The following is a 17,171-nucleotide window of genomic DNA, read 5'->3' as shown; positions in this document are numbered from 1 at the left end:
GCGGCGGCCGCGAGGCGGCTAGACACGTCGGCCCGGATCGGGTTGGGGGACCGCGCCGAGCAGCCGCCGGGTGTACTCGTGCCGCGGGTCGCCGAAAACCTGCTCGCTGTCGCCCTGCTCGACGATGGTCCCGGCGTGCATGACGACAACGTCGTGCGCCAGGTGTTTGACCACCGAAAGGTCATGGGAGACGAACAGGTACGACAGGTCGAACCGCTCCTGCAGGTCGAGCAGCAGGTTGATGATGCCCGCCTGGATCGAGACGTCGAGCGCGGACACCGGTTCGTCGAGGGCCAGGATCTTCGGTTGCAGGGCCAGGGCCCGGGCGATGCCGATGCGCTGTTTCTGGCCGCCGGAGAATTCGGCGGGGTAGCGGGTCGCGTCGGCGCGCCGCAGGCCGACGATGTCGAGCAACTCCGCGACCCGCGCGTTGGTGCGCCCCTTGTCGAACCCGTTGGCGCGCAACGGTTCGGCGAGCAGGTCGAACACCGGTAGCCGCGGGTCCAGCGACGCGACCGGGTCCTGGAACACCACCTGGATGTCGTGGCGCAGGCCGCGCCGGGCCGCGGCGCTCAGCGCGGCGACGTCGGTGCCCAGCACCTCGATCGAACCCGCTTGCGGCGCAACCAATTCCAGGATCTCGTGCAGGGTGGTGGATTTGCCCGACCCGGATTCGCCAACGATGCCCAGCGTGCGTCCCTGCCGCAGCTCGAAGCTGACGCCGTCGACCGCGCGGACCTCACCGACGGCGCGTCGCAGCACCACGCCCTTGGTCAGCCGGTAGGTCTTGACCAGGTCGCGGACCCGGACGACGACGGGCGAGTCACCGGGCGGCGTGCGGTCGGCGTCGGTGCTGACGCCGTAGATGTCCGCCGCGCTGCGCCCGTCGACCTCGTCGGTGCGGATGCACGCCGCCCCGTGGTCGGCGCCCACCGCGAGCAACGGCGGCTCCTCGGCGCGGCATGCGTCGATCACCAGCGGGCAGCGGGGCGCGAACGGGCAGCCCGCATCGAGGTTCGCCAGCGACGGCGGGGCCCCGGGGATCGGCACCAGCCGAGTGCCCTGCGCGGCGTCGAGCCGCGGCACGGAACCCAACAGGCCGACCGTGTACGGCATTCGGCGATCGCGGTAGAGATCGCGGACGGCGGCCGCCTCGACGACGCGCCCGGCGTACATCACCAGGGCCCGGTCGGCGAACTCGGCGACCACGCCCAGGTCGTGGGTGATGATGAGCACCCCGGCGCCGGTGACGTCCCGCGCCTTCTTGAGCACTTCGAGGATTTGGGCCTGCACGGTCACGTCGAGCGCTGTGGTGGGCTCGTCACAGATCAACAGGTCGGGATCGTTGGCGATGGCTATCGCGATCACCACCCGCTGCCGCTCCCCGCCGGACAGTTCGTGGGGAAACGCGCGGGCGCGACGTTCCGGCTGCGCGATGCCCACCAGCTCGAGCAGCTCGACCGCCCGGTGGCGCGCGACCTGCCTACCCACCCGCGGCTGATGGACCTCGATCGCCTCGGCGATCTGGTCACCGACGGTGTACACGGGCGTCAGCGCCGACATCGGGTCTTGGAACACCATGCCGACCGTCTTGCCGCGCAACCGCGACATCGCGTCGTCGCCCAGGCCCAGCAGCTCGGTGCCGTGCAACCGGACCGAGCCGCGCACGCGCGCGTGCTCGGGCAGCAGGCCCATCACGGCCATCGCGGAAACGGACTTGCCCGAACCGGATTCACCGACCATCGCGACGACCTGGCCCGGCTCGACGGTGTAACTCACGCCGCGCACCGCCGTGACCGGCGCCCCGTCGGACGGGAAGGTGACGGCCAGGTCGGCCACCTCCAGCAGGGGGCTCATCGGACTCCGCCGCGCAGCGTCGCGCTGCCGGGGTCGAGGGCGTCGCGCAGGCCGTCACCGGTGAGGTTGGCGCACACCAGGATCAGCACCAGCACCCCGGCGGGAAACAGGAACACCCACGGGAACGTCGTGGCGGACTGGGTGCCGTTGGCGATCAACGTGCCCAGCGACACGTCGGGCGGTTGAATGCCGAATCCCAGAAAGCTCAAACCGGTCTCGGCCAAGATGGCCGAGGCGACGTTGAGGGCCGCGTCGATGATGAGGATGGAGGCCACGTTGGGCAGCACATGCCCGACGATGATGCGGCGGCTGGACACGCCCATATACCGTGCGGCCTGGATGAATTCGCGCTCACGCAGGCTCATGGTGAGCCCACGCACCATGCGGGAGCTGACCATCCAGCCGAACCCGGCGAGCAGCAGCACCAGCGTCAGGATGCTCGCCGAGCTCTTGGTGCGTGGCGTGACGATGGCGATCAGGATGAAGCTGGGCACCACCAGCAGCAGGTCCACCACCCACATCAGCACCCGGTCGCGCCAGCCACCGAAGTAACCCGAGACCGCCCCCACGGTCGCCGCGATGCCGGTGGAGATCACCGCCACGCAGACGCCGATCAACATCGATTTCTGCATGCCACGCAGGATCTGCGCCAGCAGGTCCTGGCCCAGCGCATTGGTGCCCAGCCAGTGCCGCGCGTCCGGCGGGTGCAGCAGCGCGTCGAAGTCGAGGTCGTCGTAGGAGTACGGCAGCACGGCGGGCAACGCATAACAGCCCACGAACAGCAGCACCAACAGTGTCAGCGACGCCACCGCCAACCGGTTGCGGGCGAACCTGCGCAGCACCAGCGCGCGGCGCGACCGGAAGGCCGGCGCGAGATCGCCGCCGTTCGAGACGGACAGCCCGTGGGCGGCGTCGGCGCGCGAGGTCATGACACCCGGACCCGCGGATCCAGGGCGGCGTAGAAGACGTCGGAGAGCAGGCCGGCCAGCAGCACCACTGCGCCGGAGAACAACGTGATCGCCGCGATGATGTTGGTGTCCTGGGTCGCGATGCCCTGCACCAACCATTCGCCCATGCCGTGCCAGCCGAAGATCTTCTCCACGAAGACCGCCCCACTGACCAGTCCGGCCACGCCGTAGGCGAACAGGGTGGCCAGCGGGATCAACGCCGTCCGCAGGCCGTGCTTGACCAGCGCGCGGCGCCGGGTGAGCCCCTTGGCTCGGGCGGTGCGGATGAAGTCCTGGCCCAACACGTCGAGCATCGCGTTGCGCTGGTAGCGGCTGTAGCCCGCGGCCAGCGCCAGCGTCAGCGTCAACGTCGGCAAAATCAGGTGGCGCAACCGGTCCGCCAGCTGCGCGGCCGGTCCGCCGGTCACCCCGGGCGACGTCTCGCCGGTGTAGTCGAAGACGTGCACGCCCAACGCCCAATTGACGCGCAGCGCCCCCAGGATCAACAGGCTGGCGATGACGAACGTCGGGGTGCTCAAGACCAGCAGCGCCGCCAGCGTCACCACGCGATCGCTGAGGCGGTATTGCCGGATGGCGCCCCACGCGCCGGCGACGACGCCCAGCACCGTGCCCGCCACCGACCCGATCACCAGCAGGCGCAGGGTCACCCCGACGCGCCGCCACAGCGTGGACCCGACGGGTTGGCCGGTGATGGTCTTCCCGAAGTCCCCCCGGGCGGCGTGCGACGCCCAGTGCGCGTAGCGCAGCGGGACGGGCGCGTCCAGGCCGAGGGCGTGCGCCTTCGCGTCGATCACCGCTTGCGGTGGCCGCGGGCTGCGCTGCAGCAGGCTGTCCAGCGGCTTGAACGCCACCGAGGTCAGGCAGAACGTCAAGAAGGACGCCAGCGCCAGCAGCACCACGTAATTGAGGAGTCGGCGCGCCAGGAAACGAATCATGCCGAGCGCCCGTACCGCATTGGGACAGGTTAGCGAGCCGGGCGGCGGCGCGCCGGGTCCGCGGCGCCCGCGCGTGCCGGTTGCCCTTTCGATCCCGGTGATTTTCTCCGGTGAGGTGTCGGCGGCGCGTTGCTAGCATCACCGCGGCGCCGCGCCTGCGCCAAGCCCGCGCCGCGCACCGCGAAGGAGGCCCGTGATGACGGTTACCGACGAATTGTTGGGCCACAACGCCGAATACGCGAGCGGCTTCACGGGCCCGTTGCCGCTGCCGCCGGCCAAGCACGTCGCCGTCGTCGCCTGCATGGACGCCCGGCTCGACGTCTACCGCGTCCTCGGGCTGAACGAGGGGGAGGCGCACGTCATCCGCAACGCGGGCGGGGTGGTCACCGACGACGTCATCCGATCGCTGGCCATCAGCCAGCGGCTGCTGGGCACCCGGGAGATCATCCTCATCCACCACAGCGACTGCGGCATGCTCACCTTCACCGACGACGACTTCAAGCGGTCCATCCAGGATGAGATCGGGCTCAAGCCGCCGTGGTCGGCCGAGGCCTTCCCCGACCTGGCCGAGGACGTCCGGCAGTCGCTGCGCCGCATCGAAGCCAGCCCCTTCGTCACCCAGCACTCATCGGCCCGCGGCTTCATCTTCGACGTCGCTTCCGGAAAGCTCGACGAGGTCACCGCCTAACCCGCCTTGTCCCCGCGCGCAGCGGCCGCGCCCCTCGCCCCGGCCTGCGCGCAGTTGACCCGCCAGTTGACAGCGCCCTCGCAACCTGCTGCTATAGACGGCAAAGCTAGGTAAATATGGTCAGTTCTGCCAGGTTTAACCGGCAGCGCCATGCACAGCCGAGGAAAGCGACGACCCCGCCATGAGCACCGACATCACGGCCGGCCCCGCCGCAGGCCAGTACGAGCTGAGCCATCTGCGCTCGCTGGAGGCCGAGGCGATCCACATCATCCGCGAGGTCGCGGCGGAATTCGAGCGGCCGGTGTTGCTGTTCTCGGGCGGCAAGGACTCGATCGTCATGCTGCACCTGGCGCTGCGCGCCTTCCGCCCCGGACGGCTGCCGTTCCCGGTGATGCACGTCGACACCGGCCACAACTTCGACGAGGTCATCGAGACGCGCGACCAGCTGGTCGCCGAGCACGGCGTGCGTCTGGTGGTGGCCTCGGTGCAAGACGACATCGACGCCGGCCGCGTGGTCGAGCCGAAGCAGGGGCGCAATCCCATCCAAACCGTGACGCTGCTGCGCGCCATCCGCGAGAACAAGTTCGACGCCGCGTTCGGCGGTGCTCGCCGCGACGAGGAGAAGGCGCGGGCCAAGGAGCGGGTGTTCAGCTTCCGCGACGAGTTCGGCCAGTGGGACCCCAAGGCGCAACGGCCCGAGCTGTGGAATCTCTACAACGGCCGCCACCACAAAGGCGAGCACATCCGGGTGTTCCCGCTGTCCAACTGGACCGAGTTCGACATCTGGTCCTACATCGGCGCCGAGAACATCGGCCTGCCGTCGATCTACTACGCGCACCGCCGGCCAGTGTTCCGCCGGGACGGGATGCTGTTGGCGGTGCACCGGCACATGCAGCCCGCCGCCGACGAGCCGGTGTTCGACGCCACCGTGCGATTCCGCACCGTCGGCGACGTCACCTGCACCGGGTGCGTGGAATCCGAGGCCGCCACGGTGGCCGAGGTGATCGCCGAGACCGCGGTGTCCCGGCTCACCGAACGCGGCGCGACCCGCGCCGACGACCGGATCTCCGAGGCCGGAATGGAAGACCGCAAACGGCAAGGATACTTCTGATGACGACACTTCTGAGGCTCGCGACGGCCGGTTCCGTCGACGACGGCAAGTCGACTTTGATCGGCCGGCTGCTCTACGACTCCAAGGCCGTCATGGAGGATCAGTGGGCGGCGGTGGAGCAGACGTCCAAGGACCGCGGCCACGATTACACCGACCTGGCTCTGGTGACCGACGGGCTGCGGGCCGAGCGCGAGCAGGGCATCACGATCGACGTCGCCTACCGCTACTTCGCCACGCCCAAGCGCAAATTCATCATCGCCGACACCCCGGGCCACATCCAGTACACCCGCAACATGGTGACCGGGGCGTCGACCGCTGCGCTGGTGATCGTGCTCGTCGACGCGCGCCACGGCCTGCTGGAACAGTCGCGCCGGCACGCGTTCCTGGCGTCGCTACTGGGCATCCGGCACATCGTGCTCGCGGTCAACAAGATGGACCTGATCGGTTGGGACCAAGACAAATTCGAGGCGATCCGCGACGAATTCCACGCGTTCGCCGCCCGTCTGGACGTGCACGACGTCGCCACCATCCCCATCTCCGCCCTGCACGGCGACAACGTGGTCACCAAGTCCGACCAGACGCCCTGGTACGAGGGCCCGGCGCTGCTGTCACACCTGGAAGAGGTCTACATCGCCGGTGACCGCAACCTGGTCGACGTCCGATTCCCGGTGCAGTACGTCATCCGGCCGCACACCAGAGAGCATCAGGACCACCGCAGTTACGCCGGCACCGTGGCGAGCGGGGTGATGCGCCCCGGCGACGAGGTGGTGGTCCTGCCGGTCGGCAAGACGACCCGCATCACCGCGATAGACGGCCCCAATAGCCCTGTGCCAGAGGCGTTTCCGCCGATGGCCGTCTCGATCAGCCTGGCCGACGAGATCGACATCTCCCGTGGGGACCTGATAGCGCGCACCCACAACCAGCCCCGGGTGGCCCAAGAGTTCGACGCGACCGTGTGCTGGATGGCCGACAACGCGGTGCTTCAGCCGGGCCGCGACTACGTCATCAAGCACACCACCCGCACCACGCAGGCGCGGGTGACCGCGCTCGACTACCGGCTGGACGTCAACACCCTGCACCGGGACAAGTCCGCAACCGCCTTGCAGCTCAACGAACTTGGCCGGATCTCGTTGCGCACCCAGGTGCCGCTGCTGCTCGACGAATACAGCCGCAACCCGAGCACCGGATCCTTCATCCTCATCGACCCGCACACCAACGGCACCGTCGCCGCCGGCATGGTGCTGCGCGACGTTTCGGCGCAGACCTCCAGCCCGAACACCGTGCGCCACGAGTCCTCCGCGGTGGCGGCCGCCCGCCCCCGCGGCACGACGGTGTGGTTCACCGGCCTGTCCGGCTCCGGCAAGTCGTCGGTGGCCATGCTGGTCGAGCAGAAGCTGCTCGAATCCGGCACCCCGGCCTATGTACTCGACGGCGACAACCTGCGGCACGGGCTGAACGCCGACCTCGGCTTTTCGATGGCCGACCGGGCCGAGAACCTGCGGCGGCTCGCCCACGTGGCGGCGTTGCTCGCGGACGCCGGCAACGTCGTGCTTGTCCCTGCGATCAGCCCTCTGGCCGAACAGCGCGAGCTGGCTCGCAACGTGCACGCCGCCGCCGGCTTCGACTTCGTGGAGGTGTTCTGCGACACCCCGATCGAGGAATGCGAGAAGCGGGATCCGAAGGGCTTGTACGCCAAGGCCCGCGCGGGGGAGATCGCACACTTCACCGGGATCGACAGCCCGTACCAGGCGCCGGTGCACCCCGAATTGCGGCTCACGCCGGATCGAACCGTGGCCGAGCAGGCGCAGCAGGTGATCGACCTGCTGGAGTCGCGCACCTGAAGCGCATCCGAAGAGGTCGGCCGCGTCGAGTGGCACAATCCGAGAGTGCGCATGTCAGCCAAGGCCGAGTACGCCGTGCGGGCCATGATCCAGCTCGCCACGGTCCCCGACGGCACATTGGTGAAAACCGACGACTTGGCGCAGGCGCAGGGCATCCCGCCGCAGTTCCTCGTCGACATCCTCACCAACCTGCGCACCGACCGGCTGGTCCGCAGCCACCGCGGCCGCGAGGGCGGCTACGAACTGGCGCGGTCGGGCAACTCCATCAGCATCGCCGACGTGCTGCGTTGCATCGACGGGCCACTGGCCAGCGTCCGCGACATCGGGCTCGGGGACCTGCCCTATTCGGGGCCGACCGCCGCGCTCACCGACGTCTGGCGGGCCCTGCGGGCCAGCATGCGTTCGGTGCTGGAGGAGACCACCCTGGCCGACGTCGCCACCGGCGCCCTGCCCGACCACGTCGCGCGCCTGGCCAACGACTACCGCAGCCAGGAAAGCCAGCGGCACGGCGGGGCGCGCGCCGCCGACTAACCGGCTGAGCCGTCCGACCCGTACGGGCGCGTCAGGATCTCCATGGCGTGACCGGAGGGGTCCAGGAAGTAGACGCCGCGGCCGCCGTGGTCGTGGTTGATCTGGCCCGGCCGCTGCTGGCGAGGATCGGCCCAGTGCTGCAGCCCGCGCGCGGAGATCCTGCCGTAGATCGCGTCGAAGTCCTGCTCGGAGACCAGGAACGCGTAGTGCTGACGCGTGATCTCCGCCCCCTGGGGAACGTCCGCGTAGTCGAGGTTGGCGCCGTGCTCCAATTCGACAACTAGGAAGTGGCCGAAGGCCTTTGGGGTCGGCAAGCCGAACAGCTCGGCCAGGAATTCGGCGGCCTCCCGCTTGTCGCGGGAGGCGACGATGGTGTGGTTGAAGCTGATGCTCATAGTCCTCGCCAGTCAACCACTCGCGGCGCGGCGCGACAACGCGGTTGCGCCGGCCCCGAACCGCGCGGCCGCTACTTGGGGGCCGTCAGCTCTAGGGCGATGTTGTCGGGGTCTCGGAACTCCAGGATGTAGGACGGACCGATGTCCTTGACGGGCCCGTGGGCCACCCCGAGCTCGTCGAGATAGTCTGCCGCGCAGTCCAGTTCGGTCTTGCTGGCCACCCGGAAGGCGAGGTGATCCATGCCGGCGCGGTCCTCGTCGAAGCGGTCGGTGGCCACCGGGCGCAACCCGACGAGCGTCCCGCCCAGGTCGTAGACGACGCCGCCGTACAAAAAACTCAACTGATCGCGAGTCGCCTCGCTGGCGTTCTCGGGAACCTCCAGCAGCACGGGCCAACCGAACACGCTTTCGTAGAACCGCCTGGACCGTTCGATGTCGGTCACGGTCAACCGGATGTGCGCGATGGAGGTGCTGGTGAAACCCACCCACCCATGCTGCCATCGGGACGTCTTAGAAGTAGAGGGCGTGTCAGAATCGCCGTCGTGCAGATAGGGATGACCATGCCGGTGATGGAACCGGACCTGAACGCGGCGGTCCTTCACCAGTGGGCGAACACGGTCGACGACGGCCCGTTCTCGTCGCTGTGTTGGGGGGAGCGCATCGCGTTCGACAACCCGGATAGCATGACGCTGCTCGGCGCCCTGGCGGCCTGGACCGCGCGGGTGCGGTTGGTGACCACGGTGGTCGTGCCGCAGCTGCACGACCCGGTGCTGCTGGCCAAGGCGCTGGCCACCGGAGACCTGCTCAGCGGCGGCCGGCTGACCGTCGGCGTCGGCGTCGGCGGCCGGCACGAAGACTACCGCGCCGTCGGCGCCGACCTGGCGACACAGACCAGGCGCGGCATGGCCGAGCGCGTGGCGGCGATGAAACGTGTCTGGGCCGGCGAGAAGACGGCCGACTCGGTGCTGCCGGTCGGGCCGTCGCCGGTGCAACCCGGCGGCCCGCCGCTGCTCGTGGGGAGCATAGGTCCCAAGACCATCCGCGACGCCGCCGGCTGGGCGGACGGGCTCGCCGGAACGACCCTGGACCTCGACGTCGCCAAGCAGGACCAGCTGTTCGAGGTGGCGCGGGCGGCCTGGGCGCAGGCCGGCAAGCCCGCACCCCGGCTGATCACGTCGTTCTGGTTCGCGTTCGGGCCGCCCGACGTGTCCCGCGCCCAGATCCACCGCCATCTGCGGCGGTACATGAACTGGATCCCGGCCGACTACGTCGATGCCATGGCCCCCGGCACAGGCTGGGCCGGCAGCGAGGACGAGTTGCTGGCCGTGCTGCGCCGGTTCGAAGGCATCGGCGCCGACGAGGTGCAGCTGATCCCGACCAGCTCCGACGTCGACCAGCTGCGCCGCGCGGCGGAGGTCGCGGCGCGGCTGTAGGACGCGCCCGCCGGGGTGAATTGCGGGTCCTGGGCCCGGGCGTTTGGATTAGCGCGTGACGCCGCCCGAACTGCCCGCCCCGCTGGCCGAGCTCACCCGGCTCATGGCCGACTGCGCGAACATGGGCGACTTCGTCGGCGCGGCGATGCACGCCAACGAGCTGGTCACGCTGTGCCGGGCGGCGCTGGGCGAGCGCGATCCCAACGTGTTGGAGCTCAAGGTGTCGTTGGCGAGCCTGCAGCTGCAGGCGGGCAAGATCGCGGACGCGCATGCCGACCTCGAGCTGCTGATACCGGACCTCGTGCAGGTGCTCGGCGCCGACCATGTCAGCACCCTGACCGCGCGCCACCTGTTGGCGGGTCGCCATCAACCGTCGCTGTGGTCGCTGGCCGAGTGGTTGGAGCTGTACGCCGACGAGCAGCGCGCGTTGGGCGCCGACCACCCCAGCACCCTGGCGACGCGCAACAAGGTCGCCGAGAAGCGCTGGGAGATCGGCGATTTCGTAGGGGCGAGGGCCGAGGCCGAGCAGGTGGCCGCCGCCCGCGGGCGGGCTTTGGGCGCCGACCACGCCGACACTTTGGGCACACAGTTGATGCTGACGGTCTGGCGCGGCCGGGCCGGTGATATCCCTGCAGCGGTGGCCGAGCTCGAGCCGCTGCTCGAGACGCTGCGCGAGACGTTGGGCAACGGCCACTTCCACACCGTGATCGCGCGCCACATGTTGACGCTGTGGGCGCCCGAGCGGGCCGGCGTCACCGACGGGGTCGCCGCGTGGCAAGCGTTGCTGCAGGAGGAGATTCGGGTCCTCGGCGAGGAGCATCCGGTGACGGCGGCGGCCCGCGAGCAGCTGTCCGGGCTGCGGGCGCGCCGCGGCGACGCCGGAGACGAGAGCAGCGCGGAGGAGTCACTGAACTGGTGGCTGGACTGGATCAACGTGCTCATCGACGCCGCCGCCGACACGCAATTGCGCGCGGCGGTGCCGCTGGACTACTCGGAGGCATCCCTGCGGGCCGTGGAGGGCCTGCTGCGGGACCGTTACGCCTCGCCCGGTCGGCTGCTGCGCCAGGAGTCCCTGCTCGCCGGGCTGGCGGCGTACCTCGGGGAGACCCTCATGCGGGTGGGCGGGGGTGCCTGGGAGTGGACCACCGACGCACACCCGGACTCTGGCACCGCCCTGCCGCGCGATCCGCAACTGCTGCGCCGCGTGGCCCGGCACCGGTGGCGGCTGATGCCCGACGACGAGCCCGACGCCGTCGGGCTGCCGATCGTGGCTGCGGATCCCGGGACGGGTCTGCCCCGGCTGTCGCCGGTGCACCTGCTGCTCGACGCCGCCGGCAGCGGCGACGGCGAGGTGCTGGCGGGCGTGTATCAACATTGGCGCCGTGTGGTCGCCGAGCGTGCCGCCGCCCGCCCGGGATGGGTCCCCGTCAAACAGCACACGCTCGTCGACGGCGTCTCACCGTCGACCCCCGCAGCGGCGCTCGATGAATGGCTGGACCAGCAACGCGAAGGCTTCGCGCGGTGGTCGGCGCTGCACGGCGGCGACTGGGACTTCTCCGGCGACACCGTCGACCGGCTGGCCGCGCTGGTCAGCCGCGTCACCCCCACCGTGGGCGCCCTGAACGATCCGGCCAACGCCGAATTCGTCCACGGCGCAACGTATTACCTCGGGGAGCTATTGCGCCGGGGATACCCCTCGCGGTGGGTGTACCGCGACTTCCGCGACGAGGGCGACCCGGAGATCTGCAATTTTGCGCTGCAGCTGGACGACCACAGCGGCTTCACCAGTCCCTACTACCTGCTGCGGTTGATGCTGCGGCGCGGCGACCCGAACTACCTGCGGATCCGTTACATCGACTGGGTCGGCTGACCGCGCCGCTCAGCTGGCCGCCGCTTTGGCCTGCGCGCCGGCGGTCGGCTGTTGCGGCGGCTGGCCCTTGCGCAGGGTCACCAGCAGCTCGCGGTAGGGGCCCACGAGGTAGACGGTGTCGCCGGCGCGCAGCCAGGCATCGCGGCGCGGGTGCAACTCGATGGGCGCGTCGTGGCGGGTGATCGCGATGACCCGGGTCTGGGTGGACAGCTCGAACATCCGCAGCCCGTCGAGCTCGCTGCCGGCCGCGACGTGCATCGCGCCCACCATGAACGAGCGTTGGCCGATCATCGAGAACGTGCCCAGCACCTGCAAACCCATCGCGGCGCCGATGAACCACGGGGCGGCCAGGTCCACGGTCGAGCGCACGTTCGCGAAGCCGAACCGCTTGGCCACCGCGTCGCCCAGCGTGCGGTCGTAGATGCGCAGCACCAGGGGGATGTCGGGCCGGCCGGGTTTGGCGCGCAAGCCCAGCATCTCGCGCAGCACGATGCCGGTCTCGATGTTGACCATGTCGTCCTGCGTCAGCACCGCGACGGCGCGGGCCCGGTCGGCGCGGGCCGACTCCAAGGTCTGACGCAGCGTCGCGTCGCCGAAGACCACCGGCACGTCGAGCTTCGCCGCGGTCGACAGATACCGGTTGTTCTCGTCGCGTTCGATGACCGCCACGTCGTAGCCCACGGCGGTGAGGTCGCTGACGACGCGGCTGCCGAACGATCCGAGGCCGACGACGATGATGTGGTCGCGAAGGTGCCGGGCCCGCCGGGCGCCGGCCGACTGCACGAACCGGCGCGACAACAACAGGTCCGCCACGAAGGCGACCAGCAGCGCGGTGATGGTGACGCCCGCGAACATCATTGTGACGGCGAACATTCGGAGCCAGGGCGCCTGCTGGGCGAAGCTGAACTCCCCGTAGCCCACCGTGGTGATGGTCTCGGCCGTGAAGTACAGGGCGTCCACCCAGGACAGCCTCGGCCGCTGGTACGCGTAGTGCATGACGACCGTCGACCCCAGCACCAACACCAGCGCGGCGACGACCGCGGGGAACAACAGCGGGTTGACGTCGTCGCGGACGGCCCGCACGGCGTCCGCCGCGCGGCGCAGCCACGACCGGCGCGACCGCGTGGCGGTGGCCGGCGATACTCCGATGCCGCGGGCGGACAATTCGTCCGCGGTGCCGATCATGGCGACCCAGTCCCCGGCCCGCACCCGGTGATCGCGACCCGGGCAGGGCACCAGCTCGCCCGGCGCCGCCGAACGTGCGCCGTGGATGACGGCCACGGGGGCCAGGTCCCCGTAGATCTCGCGCAGGGTGGCATCGCGCGGCGCCTCGGTCCCCGCCACAATGAAGTCGACGCCGGCGGCCTCGACCGGGTGGGTGTTGGTGGCCAGGCACGCCTCGACGACCGAGGGCGCGGCGAGGTCGGCGACGTCGAGGATGGCACCGGGTCCGTTGTCGGCGGCGACGGCGCCGCGCAGCACGTCGTTGCCAAGGCGGGCGACCACGCTGACGTCGGGGCTGGATTTCCGCGCCAGAAGCGCGATCTCGAGGTTCTTGGCGTCGTCGTCGCCGGCGCAGACGACGGCACTGGCGCGCGCCAGGTCGGCCTCGGCAAGCTCGTCGCCGGCGAGCTTGACGATGGAGGCGCCCGCGCGGTTGAGTTCGTCGGCGATCGTGGTCGCGAGCGCGTCGTCGCCACTGACGACGATGTGGCGCCGGCCGTTACGCCGTGGTGAGTCGTCGGGCATGGTCGGGAACCTCGTGATGACGTGGGCGCACAGCTGTTGGTAATGACTATCGGGCACCGCGCCCGCCGAAGCCAGGGCCACGGGCCGGCAATCCTGTCGAGCGTGGCTCACCGGCGGGCGGCGCCGTAAGTTGGGAAGGCTGAGAACGCGGCCGACGTCGCCCGGCTGCCGGAGAGGGGAGACCATGGCGGAGAGTGAGTCGCTCGAGTGGTGGCTGGACTGGGTCAACGTCCTCATCGGGACGATGGCGGACGCCAACCTGCGCGGCGTGGTCGACCTCGACTACTCACAGGCGTCGCTGCAGCCGCTCGAGGACTTCGTGCGGCAGCGCTACCGCGGGCGGTACCCGCTCGGTGACGACCCCTTCACCGCGGGGGTGGCGGCCTACCTCGGCGAGACGCTCATGCGGGTCGCGGGGGGCGCCTGGGACTGGACCACCGAGCCGTTGCCCATTGACGGTTCGGCCGAACAGGATTCGCCTCGCGACCTCGCCCTCCACCAGTGGCACGTCTCGGGGCAGGAGGAACCGGACGCGGTCGGCCTGCCGATCGTGCGTCCCGACCCGGCCACCGGCCTGCCGCCGCTGTCCCCGGTGCACCTGGTGCTCGACGCGGTCGAGGGCGCCGACGGCGCGGTGTGGACGGCCACCTGGCAGCGGTGGCGGGACGCGGTGCAGGCTCACGCCGCCGCCCATCCTGGCTGGGCGCCGTCCAAGCAACACACGCTCGCCGACGGCGTCATCTCCTCGCCGCCTGCGTCGGCGCAGCTCGACGACTGGCTGACCGCGCAACGCGAACACTTCGCAGAGTGGGCGGACCGTTACCCCGGGGAGTGGGACCACAGCCCGGAAAGCATCGATCGACTCGCCGCGCTGGTGGCTGAGCGGACCCCCACCGTCGCGGACTTCTACGACCGGGCCAACGCCGACTTCGTCGACGGCGCCTCCTACTACCTGGGCGAGACGCTGCGCCGCGGCACGCCATGCCGTTGGGTCTACCGCCGGTTTCCGTTCAACCGCAGCGACGGCGCGCCGGTAACCGCCGATTTCCACATCCAGAAGAACGACAATTCCGACTTCACGGGACCATTCGACGTGCTGGTCTACACCCTCGAACTGAGCGACCCGGGCAAAGCGCGCGACTTCTATGGCCGGTGGACCGCAGCTGCCGGGCAGCAATGAATTGCACGGACAGAGTCGCCGTGACTAGGTTGAGTTAGGTTTCCCGGGCGCGCGGCGCAGGCGGAATTTGGGGGTGGGCCATGCGATGGCTGGGGCGGACCGGACGGCGTTGCACCGCAGCCGTATTGGTCCTGGTGCTCATCGCGCTCCTGGTGCCCGCGGCGCCCGCGATCGCCGATCCACAACCCCTGCCCGGTTATTCGGTGGACGACCCGATGCACGGCCCGCCGGTTGCCTACAACTATCCGTCGGCCAACGGCCTCCTCAGCGTCCCCGAACCCAGCGCCGCCGCGTTGCTCAACATGGATTTGCAGAACCTCGCGCCGTGGGGCACCAAAGAGAATCTCTTCCAGAATTGGAAGATCTATCAGGAACAACGGGCCCCGAACGTGGCAAAGCCATTGACCTGGGAGAAGTATCGGAAGCAATACGTCAGCCTCTACAACAGCAATCACATCGGCACCACATTCGAGCAAGTCGCCAAGGGGCAGTCGTATTTCAACAACGACAATGGCGACTGGCGGTTCAATCAAAGGCTGCCGAACAGCGACGTCAACCGGCGCCCGGACGCCCTGAACGAACCCGAGTTGTGGGCGCAGGGCAGGAACTGGCTGTGGGATTTCAAGACGGGTTCCGTGGGACGGGACCAGCTCAAGGACTTTCTCAAGTACTGCCAGGACAACCACCTGCACCCGGGGATCCTCTTCGACAGCCGCCCCTTGCCCAAGACGTTGAAGGGAATCGATAAGGCGGCGACGGAGATCGGTAACGAGCTGGGTTTGAAGGAGCCTCCGGCGATCGAGAAGCGGTTCTTGAACGTCGCGCCGCAAGCGCAACCGCCGGGGACCGGCGTGCTGGCAAGCGGCGGGCAGAAGCCCGTGGACGGCGGGGGCAGCGAAACCACCGAGCAGTCGGCCGACTCGCCCGAGGAGGCCATCGAGGACGAGTGGGTCAACCAACTGCTGCAAAGCCAGATCAACCCGCAGCAGCAGCCCGCCCCCCAGCAGCAGCCCGCGCCACAGCAGCAGCCGGCGCCCCAACAGCAGCCGGCTCCCCAACAACCCGCGCCGCAGCAGCAGCCGGCTCCCCAACAACCCGCGCCGCAGCAGCAGCCGGTGCCGCGGCAGCAGCCCGTGCCGCGTGAGCAGCAGGTTCCCCACCAGGTGCCCGCCCCCCAGGCCCCTGCCAGGCCCGGCATACCGAACCTCGGCCCGATACCCGCGGCAATCGTGAACGGTCCCGTCGCCGCGGCCAACACCTGGGCCCTCACCTTCGGCAAGCTGCTCGCGGCCGCCGCCAGCGGCGTGCCCAACGTGGTCGCCGGCATCACCGGCGGCGTCGTGGGCGGCGTCGTCGGCGGGGTGGTGAACGGGGTGGGCGCGGGCGTCGCCAACGGAGTGACCGGCGCACTGCCGAGCGTCCTCGGCGGCGTCGACTTCTCCACGCTGCAGCTGCGCTACATCTCCGACACCGCGTACAACGGCAGCGGCGTGCGGTACGCGTTCGCCGCCAACACCGACCCGGGCACCGCGCCGTCGTTCGGGGGCCGCGCGAACTCCTACATGGCCTCCGACTCGTTCTTCGTCTGGCTGGCGCTGCCGCCGTCGTCGTTCACCGTGAACCTGAACCCCAACGAACCCGATCGCATCATCGACGCTCAGTTCGGCCGGACCGACGCCGGGCGCATCCTGTTGGAGGCCGACTACACGATGAAGCAGGCGACGGCCAAGCTGGTCGACCCGGCCGTCCCGGACGGCCGGCGCTTCCTCGACGCGCTGCAGGGGGCGAAATGCTTTTCGCCGCAACGCAAGTGGATCGTGCCGTTACCGGCGAGCGTGGCCGCTGACGGTGATTCGATGTACATCCTCGACGCGCCGTTGGACGTCAAGCTCGAGATCGAGGGCACCGACCTCAAGCCGGGCATCGGATGCCCGGGCCAGGACCAGGCGATCACGCGGCAAAACGACGACCTGTATCGGACCACGATCCTGCCGAAGATCGTCGACGCCGTGAACCACGCGCCCGAGTACGCCGACCTGCGGCGCGTCTACGCGAGCCGGATCGCGGCCGAATGGTATCGGCAGCGCAGCGCCACCAAGGCCACGGCCTATTCCAAGATCATCGATTCGGGCAACATCGACTCCTGGACCTCGAAGGAACCGTGGAGCCCGCAAGAGCTCTACGCGCGCTATCGCAAGTCGTTCTACGAGGGCGACGCCACCTACACCTGGCAGACCGGTGACCGCACCACGTGGAAGTTGACGATCGGCGGCGTCGATTTCACGAACATCCCGATGGTCAACATGACGCCCAAGGACTTCGCCAAGGACCACCCGACGCTCCCGACGACGGCGAGCGAGTCGGTGTTCGGTCCGCGCTTCGAGAACAACGAACAGCAGGTGTGGCTCGGCGGCCTGACCAGTGAGCGGCCGATGGCCGACGTCTGGAAGGGCGCCCCGAGTCTGTATGCGCCGCTGCCCAAGTCGCTGTTCGGCACGTCGCTCAGCCCGCTGATGTACGCCGTGATCACGGTGCCGTTGGCCGCCTGGGTCGGTGTGGGTGGCTGGCTGTGGTGGCGCCGGCGCCGTGCCGGGTTCGTCGGGGGACGCTGAG

General features: G+C 69.7%; 13 protein-coding genes and 1 pseudogene. 8 read left to right on the top strand and 6 right to left on the bottom strand.

What is annotated here, in order from left to right:
* Positions 1–18: 18 nt before the first annotated feature.
* The 3 genes from A5700_RS01115 to A5700_RS01105 are packed head-to-tail and all read right to left on the bottom strand — an operon-like array spanning position 19 to position 3,760.
* Positions 19–1,857 (bottom strand): ABC transporter ATP-binding protein, encoded by a 1,839-nt coding sequence (locus tag A5700_RS01115; RefSeq protein WP_068068909.1) that lies wholly within the window; start codon positions 1,855–1,857, stop codon positions 19–21.
* A complete protein-coding gene (locus A5700_RS01110; protein WP_068068906.1) occupies positions 1,854–2,786 on the bottom strand; it encodes an ABC transporter permease in 933 nt (310 codons plus the stop codon). Before A5700_RS01110 ends, A5700_RS01115 begins: the two co-directional genes overlap by 4 nt.
* Positions 2,783–3,760, bottom strand: a complete 978-nt coding sequence (locus A5700_RS01105) for an ABC transporter permease (RefSeq protein ID WP_068068904.1) — start codon at positions 3,758–3,760, stop codon at positions 2,783–2,785. Before A5700_RS01105 ends, A5700_RS01110 begins: the two co-directional genes overlap by 4 nt.
* A 196-nt stretch (positions 3,761–3,956) precedes the next feature.
* Between A5700_RS01105 and A5700_RS01100 the strand changes: the two genes are divergently transcribed.
* From A5700_RS01100 to A5700_RS01085, 4 genes are all read left to right on the top strand, one after another.
* Positions 3,957–4,448, top strand: coding sequence for a carbonic anhydrase (locus A5700_RS01100; protein ID WP_068068901.1), 492 nt, complete (start codon positions 3,957–3,959; stop codon positions 4,446–4,448).
* A 181-nt stretch (positions 4,449–4,629) separates the two neighbouring features.
* Positions 4,630–5,559: a sulfate adenylyltransferase subunit CysD gene (gene cysD, locus A5700_RS01095; protein WP_068068899.1), complete on the top strand. Its 930-nt coding sequence runs from the start codon at positions 4,630–4,632 to the stop codon at positions 5,557–5,559.
* The gene (gene cysC, locus A5700_RS01090; RefSeq protein WP_068068896.1) at positions 5,559–7,400 is read left to right on the top strand and encodes an adenylyl-sulfate kinase; all 1,842 of its coding nucleotides are present in this window, start codon (positions 5,559–5,561) and stop codon (positions 7,398–7,400) included. Before cysD ends, cysC begins: the two co-directional genes overlap by 1 nt.
* Before the next feature lie 45 nt (positions 7,401–7,445).
* Positions 7,446–7,931 (top strand): RrF2 family transcriptional regulator, encoded by a 486-nt coding sequence (locus tag A5700_RS01085; RefSeq protein ID WP_068204365.1) that lies wholly within the window; start codon positions 7,446–7,448, stop codon positions 7,929–7,931.
* On the opposite strand, the gene A5700_RS01080 is transcribed toward A5700_RS01085, so the two are convergent.
* Positions 7,928–8,326 carry a VOC family protein gene (locus A5700_RS01080; RefSeq protein WP_068068889.1) on the bottom strand — a complete coding sequence of 133 codons (399 nt, stop codon included), beginning with the start codon at positions 8,324–8,326 and terminating at the stop codon, positions 7,928–7,930. The two genes, A5700_RS01085 and A5700_RS01080, sit on opposite strands and share 4 nt — an antisense overlap.
* 71 nt (positions 8,327–8,397) lie before the next feature.
* Positions 8,398–8,811 carry a VOC family protein gene (locus A5700_RS01075; protein WP_068068886.1) on the bottom strand — a complete coding sequence of 138 codons (414 nt, stop codon included), beginning with the start codon at positions 8,809–8,811 and terminating at the stop codon, positions 8,398–8,400.
* A 69-nt stretch (positions 8,812–8,880) separates the two neighbouring features.
* Between A5700_RS01075 and A5700_RS01070 the strand changes: the two genes are divergently transcribed.
* Positions 8,881–9,759: an LLM class flavin-dependent oxidoreductase gene (locus tag A5700_RS01070; protein WP_068068883.1), complete on the top strand. Its 879-nt coding sequence runs from the start codon at positions 8,881–8,883 to the stop codon at positions 9,757–9,759.
* A gap of 55 nt (positions 9,760–9,814) precedes the next feature.
* Positions 9,815–10,675, top strand: a pseudogene (locus tag A5700_RS27330) (tetratricopeptide repeat protein); the annotation flags it as partial.
* Between the two features lie 963 nt (positions 10,676–11,638).
* Here the strand turns inward: A5700_RS27330 and A5700_RS01060 are convergent.
* Positions 11,639–13,378: an NAD-binding protein gene (locus A5700_RS01060; RefSeq protein WP_068068986.1), complete on the bottom strand. Its 1,740-nt coding sequence runs from the start codon at positions 13,376–13,378 to the stop codon at positions 11,639–11,641.
* A gap of 184 nt (positions 13,379–13,562) precedes the next feature.
* On the opposite strand from A5700_RS01060, the gene A5700_RS01055 reads away from it, so the two are divergent.
* Both A5700_RS01055 and A5700_RS25840 read left to right on the top strand, forming a co-directional pair.
* Entirely contained in the window at positions 13,563–14,558 is a 996-nt protein-coding gene (locus A5700_RS01055) for a hypothetical protein (RefSeq protein WP_068068880.1), read from the top strand.
* A gap of 134 nt (positions 14,559–14,692) precedes the next feature.
* The gene (locus A5700_RS25840; RefSeq protein ID WP_068204362.1) at positions 14,693–17,170 is read left to right on the top strand and encodes a hypothetical protein; all 2,478 of its coding nucleotides are present in this window, start codon (positions 14,693–14,695) and stop codon (positions 17,168–17,170) included.
* The last annotated feature ends 1 nt before the right edge of the window (position 17,171 follow it).

Origin of the sequence: Mycobacterium sp. E1214, assembly GCF_001666755.1 — a bacterium.
Taxonomy (GTDB): Bacteria; Actinomycetota; Actinomycetes; order Mycobacteriales; family Mycobacteriaceae; genus Mycobacterium.
Note: the sequence above shows the minus strand (reverse complement) of the source record. Positions and strands in the feature narration are given on the sequence as shown.

What these genes read in the sequence shown, in the direction of transcription:
- A5700_RS01100 (WP_068068901.1), top strand. Translation starts at nt 3,957, where the DNA reads ATGACGGTTACCGACGAATTGTTGGGCCACAACGCCGAATACGCGAGC.
- A5700_RS01055 (WP_068068880.1), top strand. Translation starts at nt 13,563, where the DNA reads ATGGCGGAGAGTGAGTCGCTCGAGTGGTGGCTGGACTGGGTCAACGTC.
- A5700_RS01070 (WP_068068883.1), top strand. Translation starts at nt 8,881, where the DNA reads ATGACCATGCCGGTGATGGAACCGGACCTGAACGCGGCGGTCCTTCAC.
- cysD (WP_068068899.1), top strand. Translation starts at nt 4,630, where the DNA reads ATGAGCACCGACATCACGGCCGGCCCCGCCGCAGGCCAGTACGAGCTG.
- cysC (WP_068068896.1), top strand. Translation starts at nt 5,559, where the DNA reads ATGACGACACTTCTGAGGCTCGCGACGGCCGGTTCCGTCGACGACGGC.
- A5700_RS01110 (WP_068068906.1), bottom strand. Translation starts at nt 2,786, where the DNA reads ATGACCTCGCGCGCCGACGCCGCCCACGGGCTGTCCGTCTCGAACGGC.
- A5700_RS01080 (WP_068068889.1), bottom strand. Translation starts at nt 8,326, where the DNA reads ATGAGCATCAGCTTCAACCACACCATCGTCGCCTCCCGCGACAAGCGG.
- A5700_RS01115 (WP_068068909.1), bottom strand. Translation starts at nt 1,857, where the DNA reads ATGAGCCCCCTGCTGGAGGTGGCCGACCTGGCCGTCACCTTCCCGTCC.
- A5700_RS01105 (WP_068068904.1), bottom strand. Translation starts at nt 3,760, where the DNA reads ATGATTCGTTTCCTGGCGCGCCGACTCCTCAATTACGTGGTGCTGCTG.
- A5700_RS01060 (WP_068068986.1), bottom strand. Translation starts at nt 13,378, where the DNA reads ATGCCCGACGACTCACCACGGCGTAACGGCCGGCGCCACATCGTCGTC.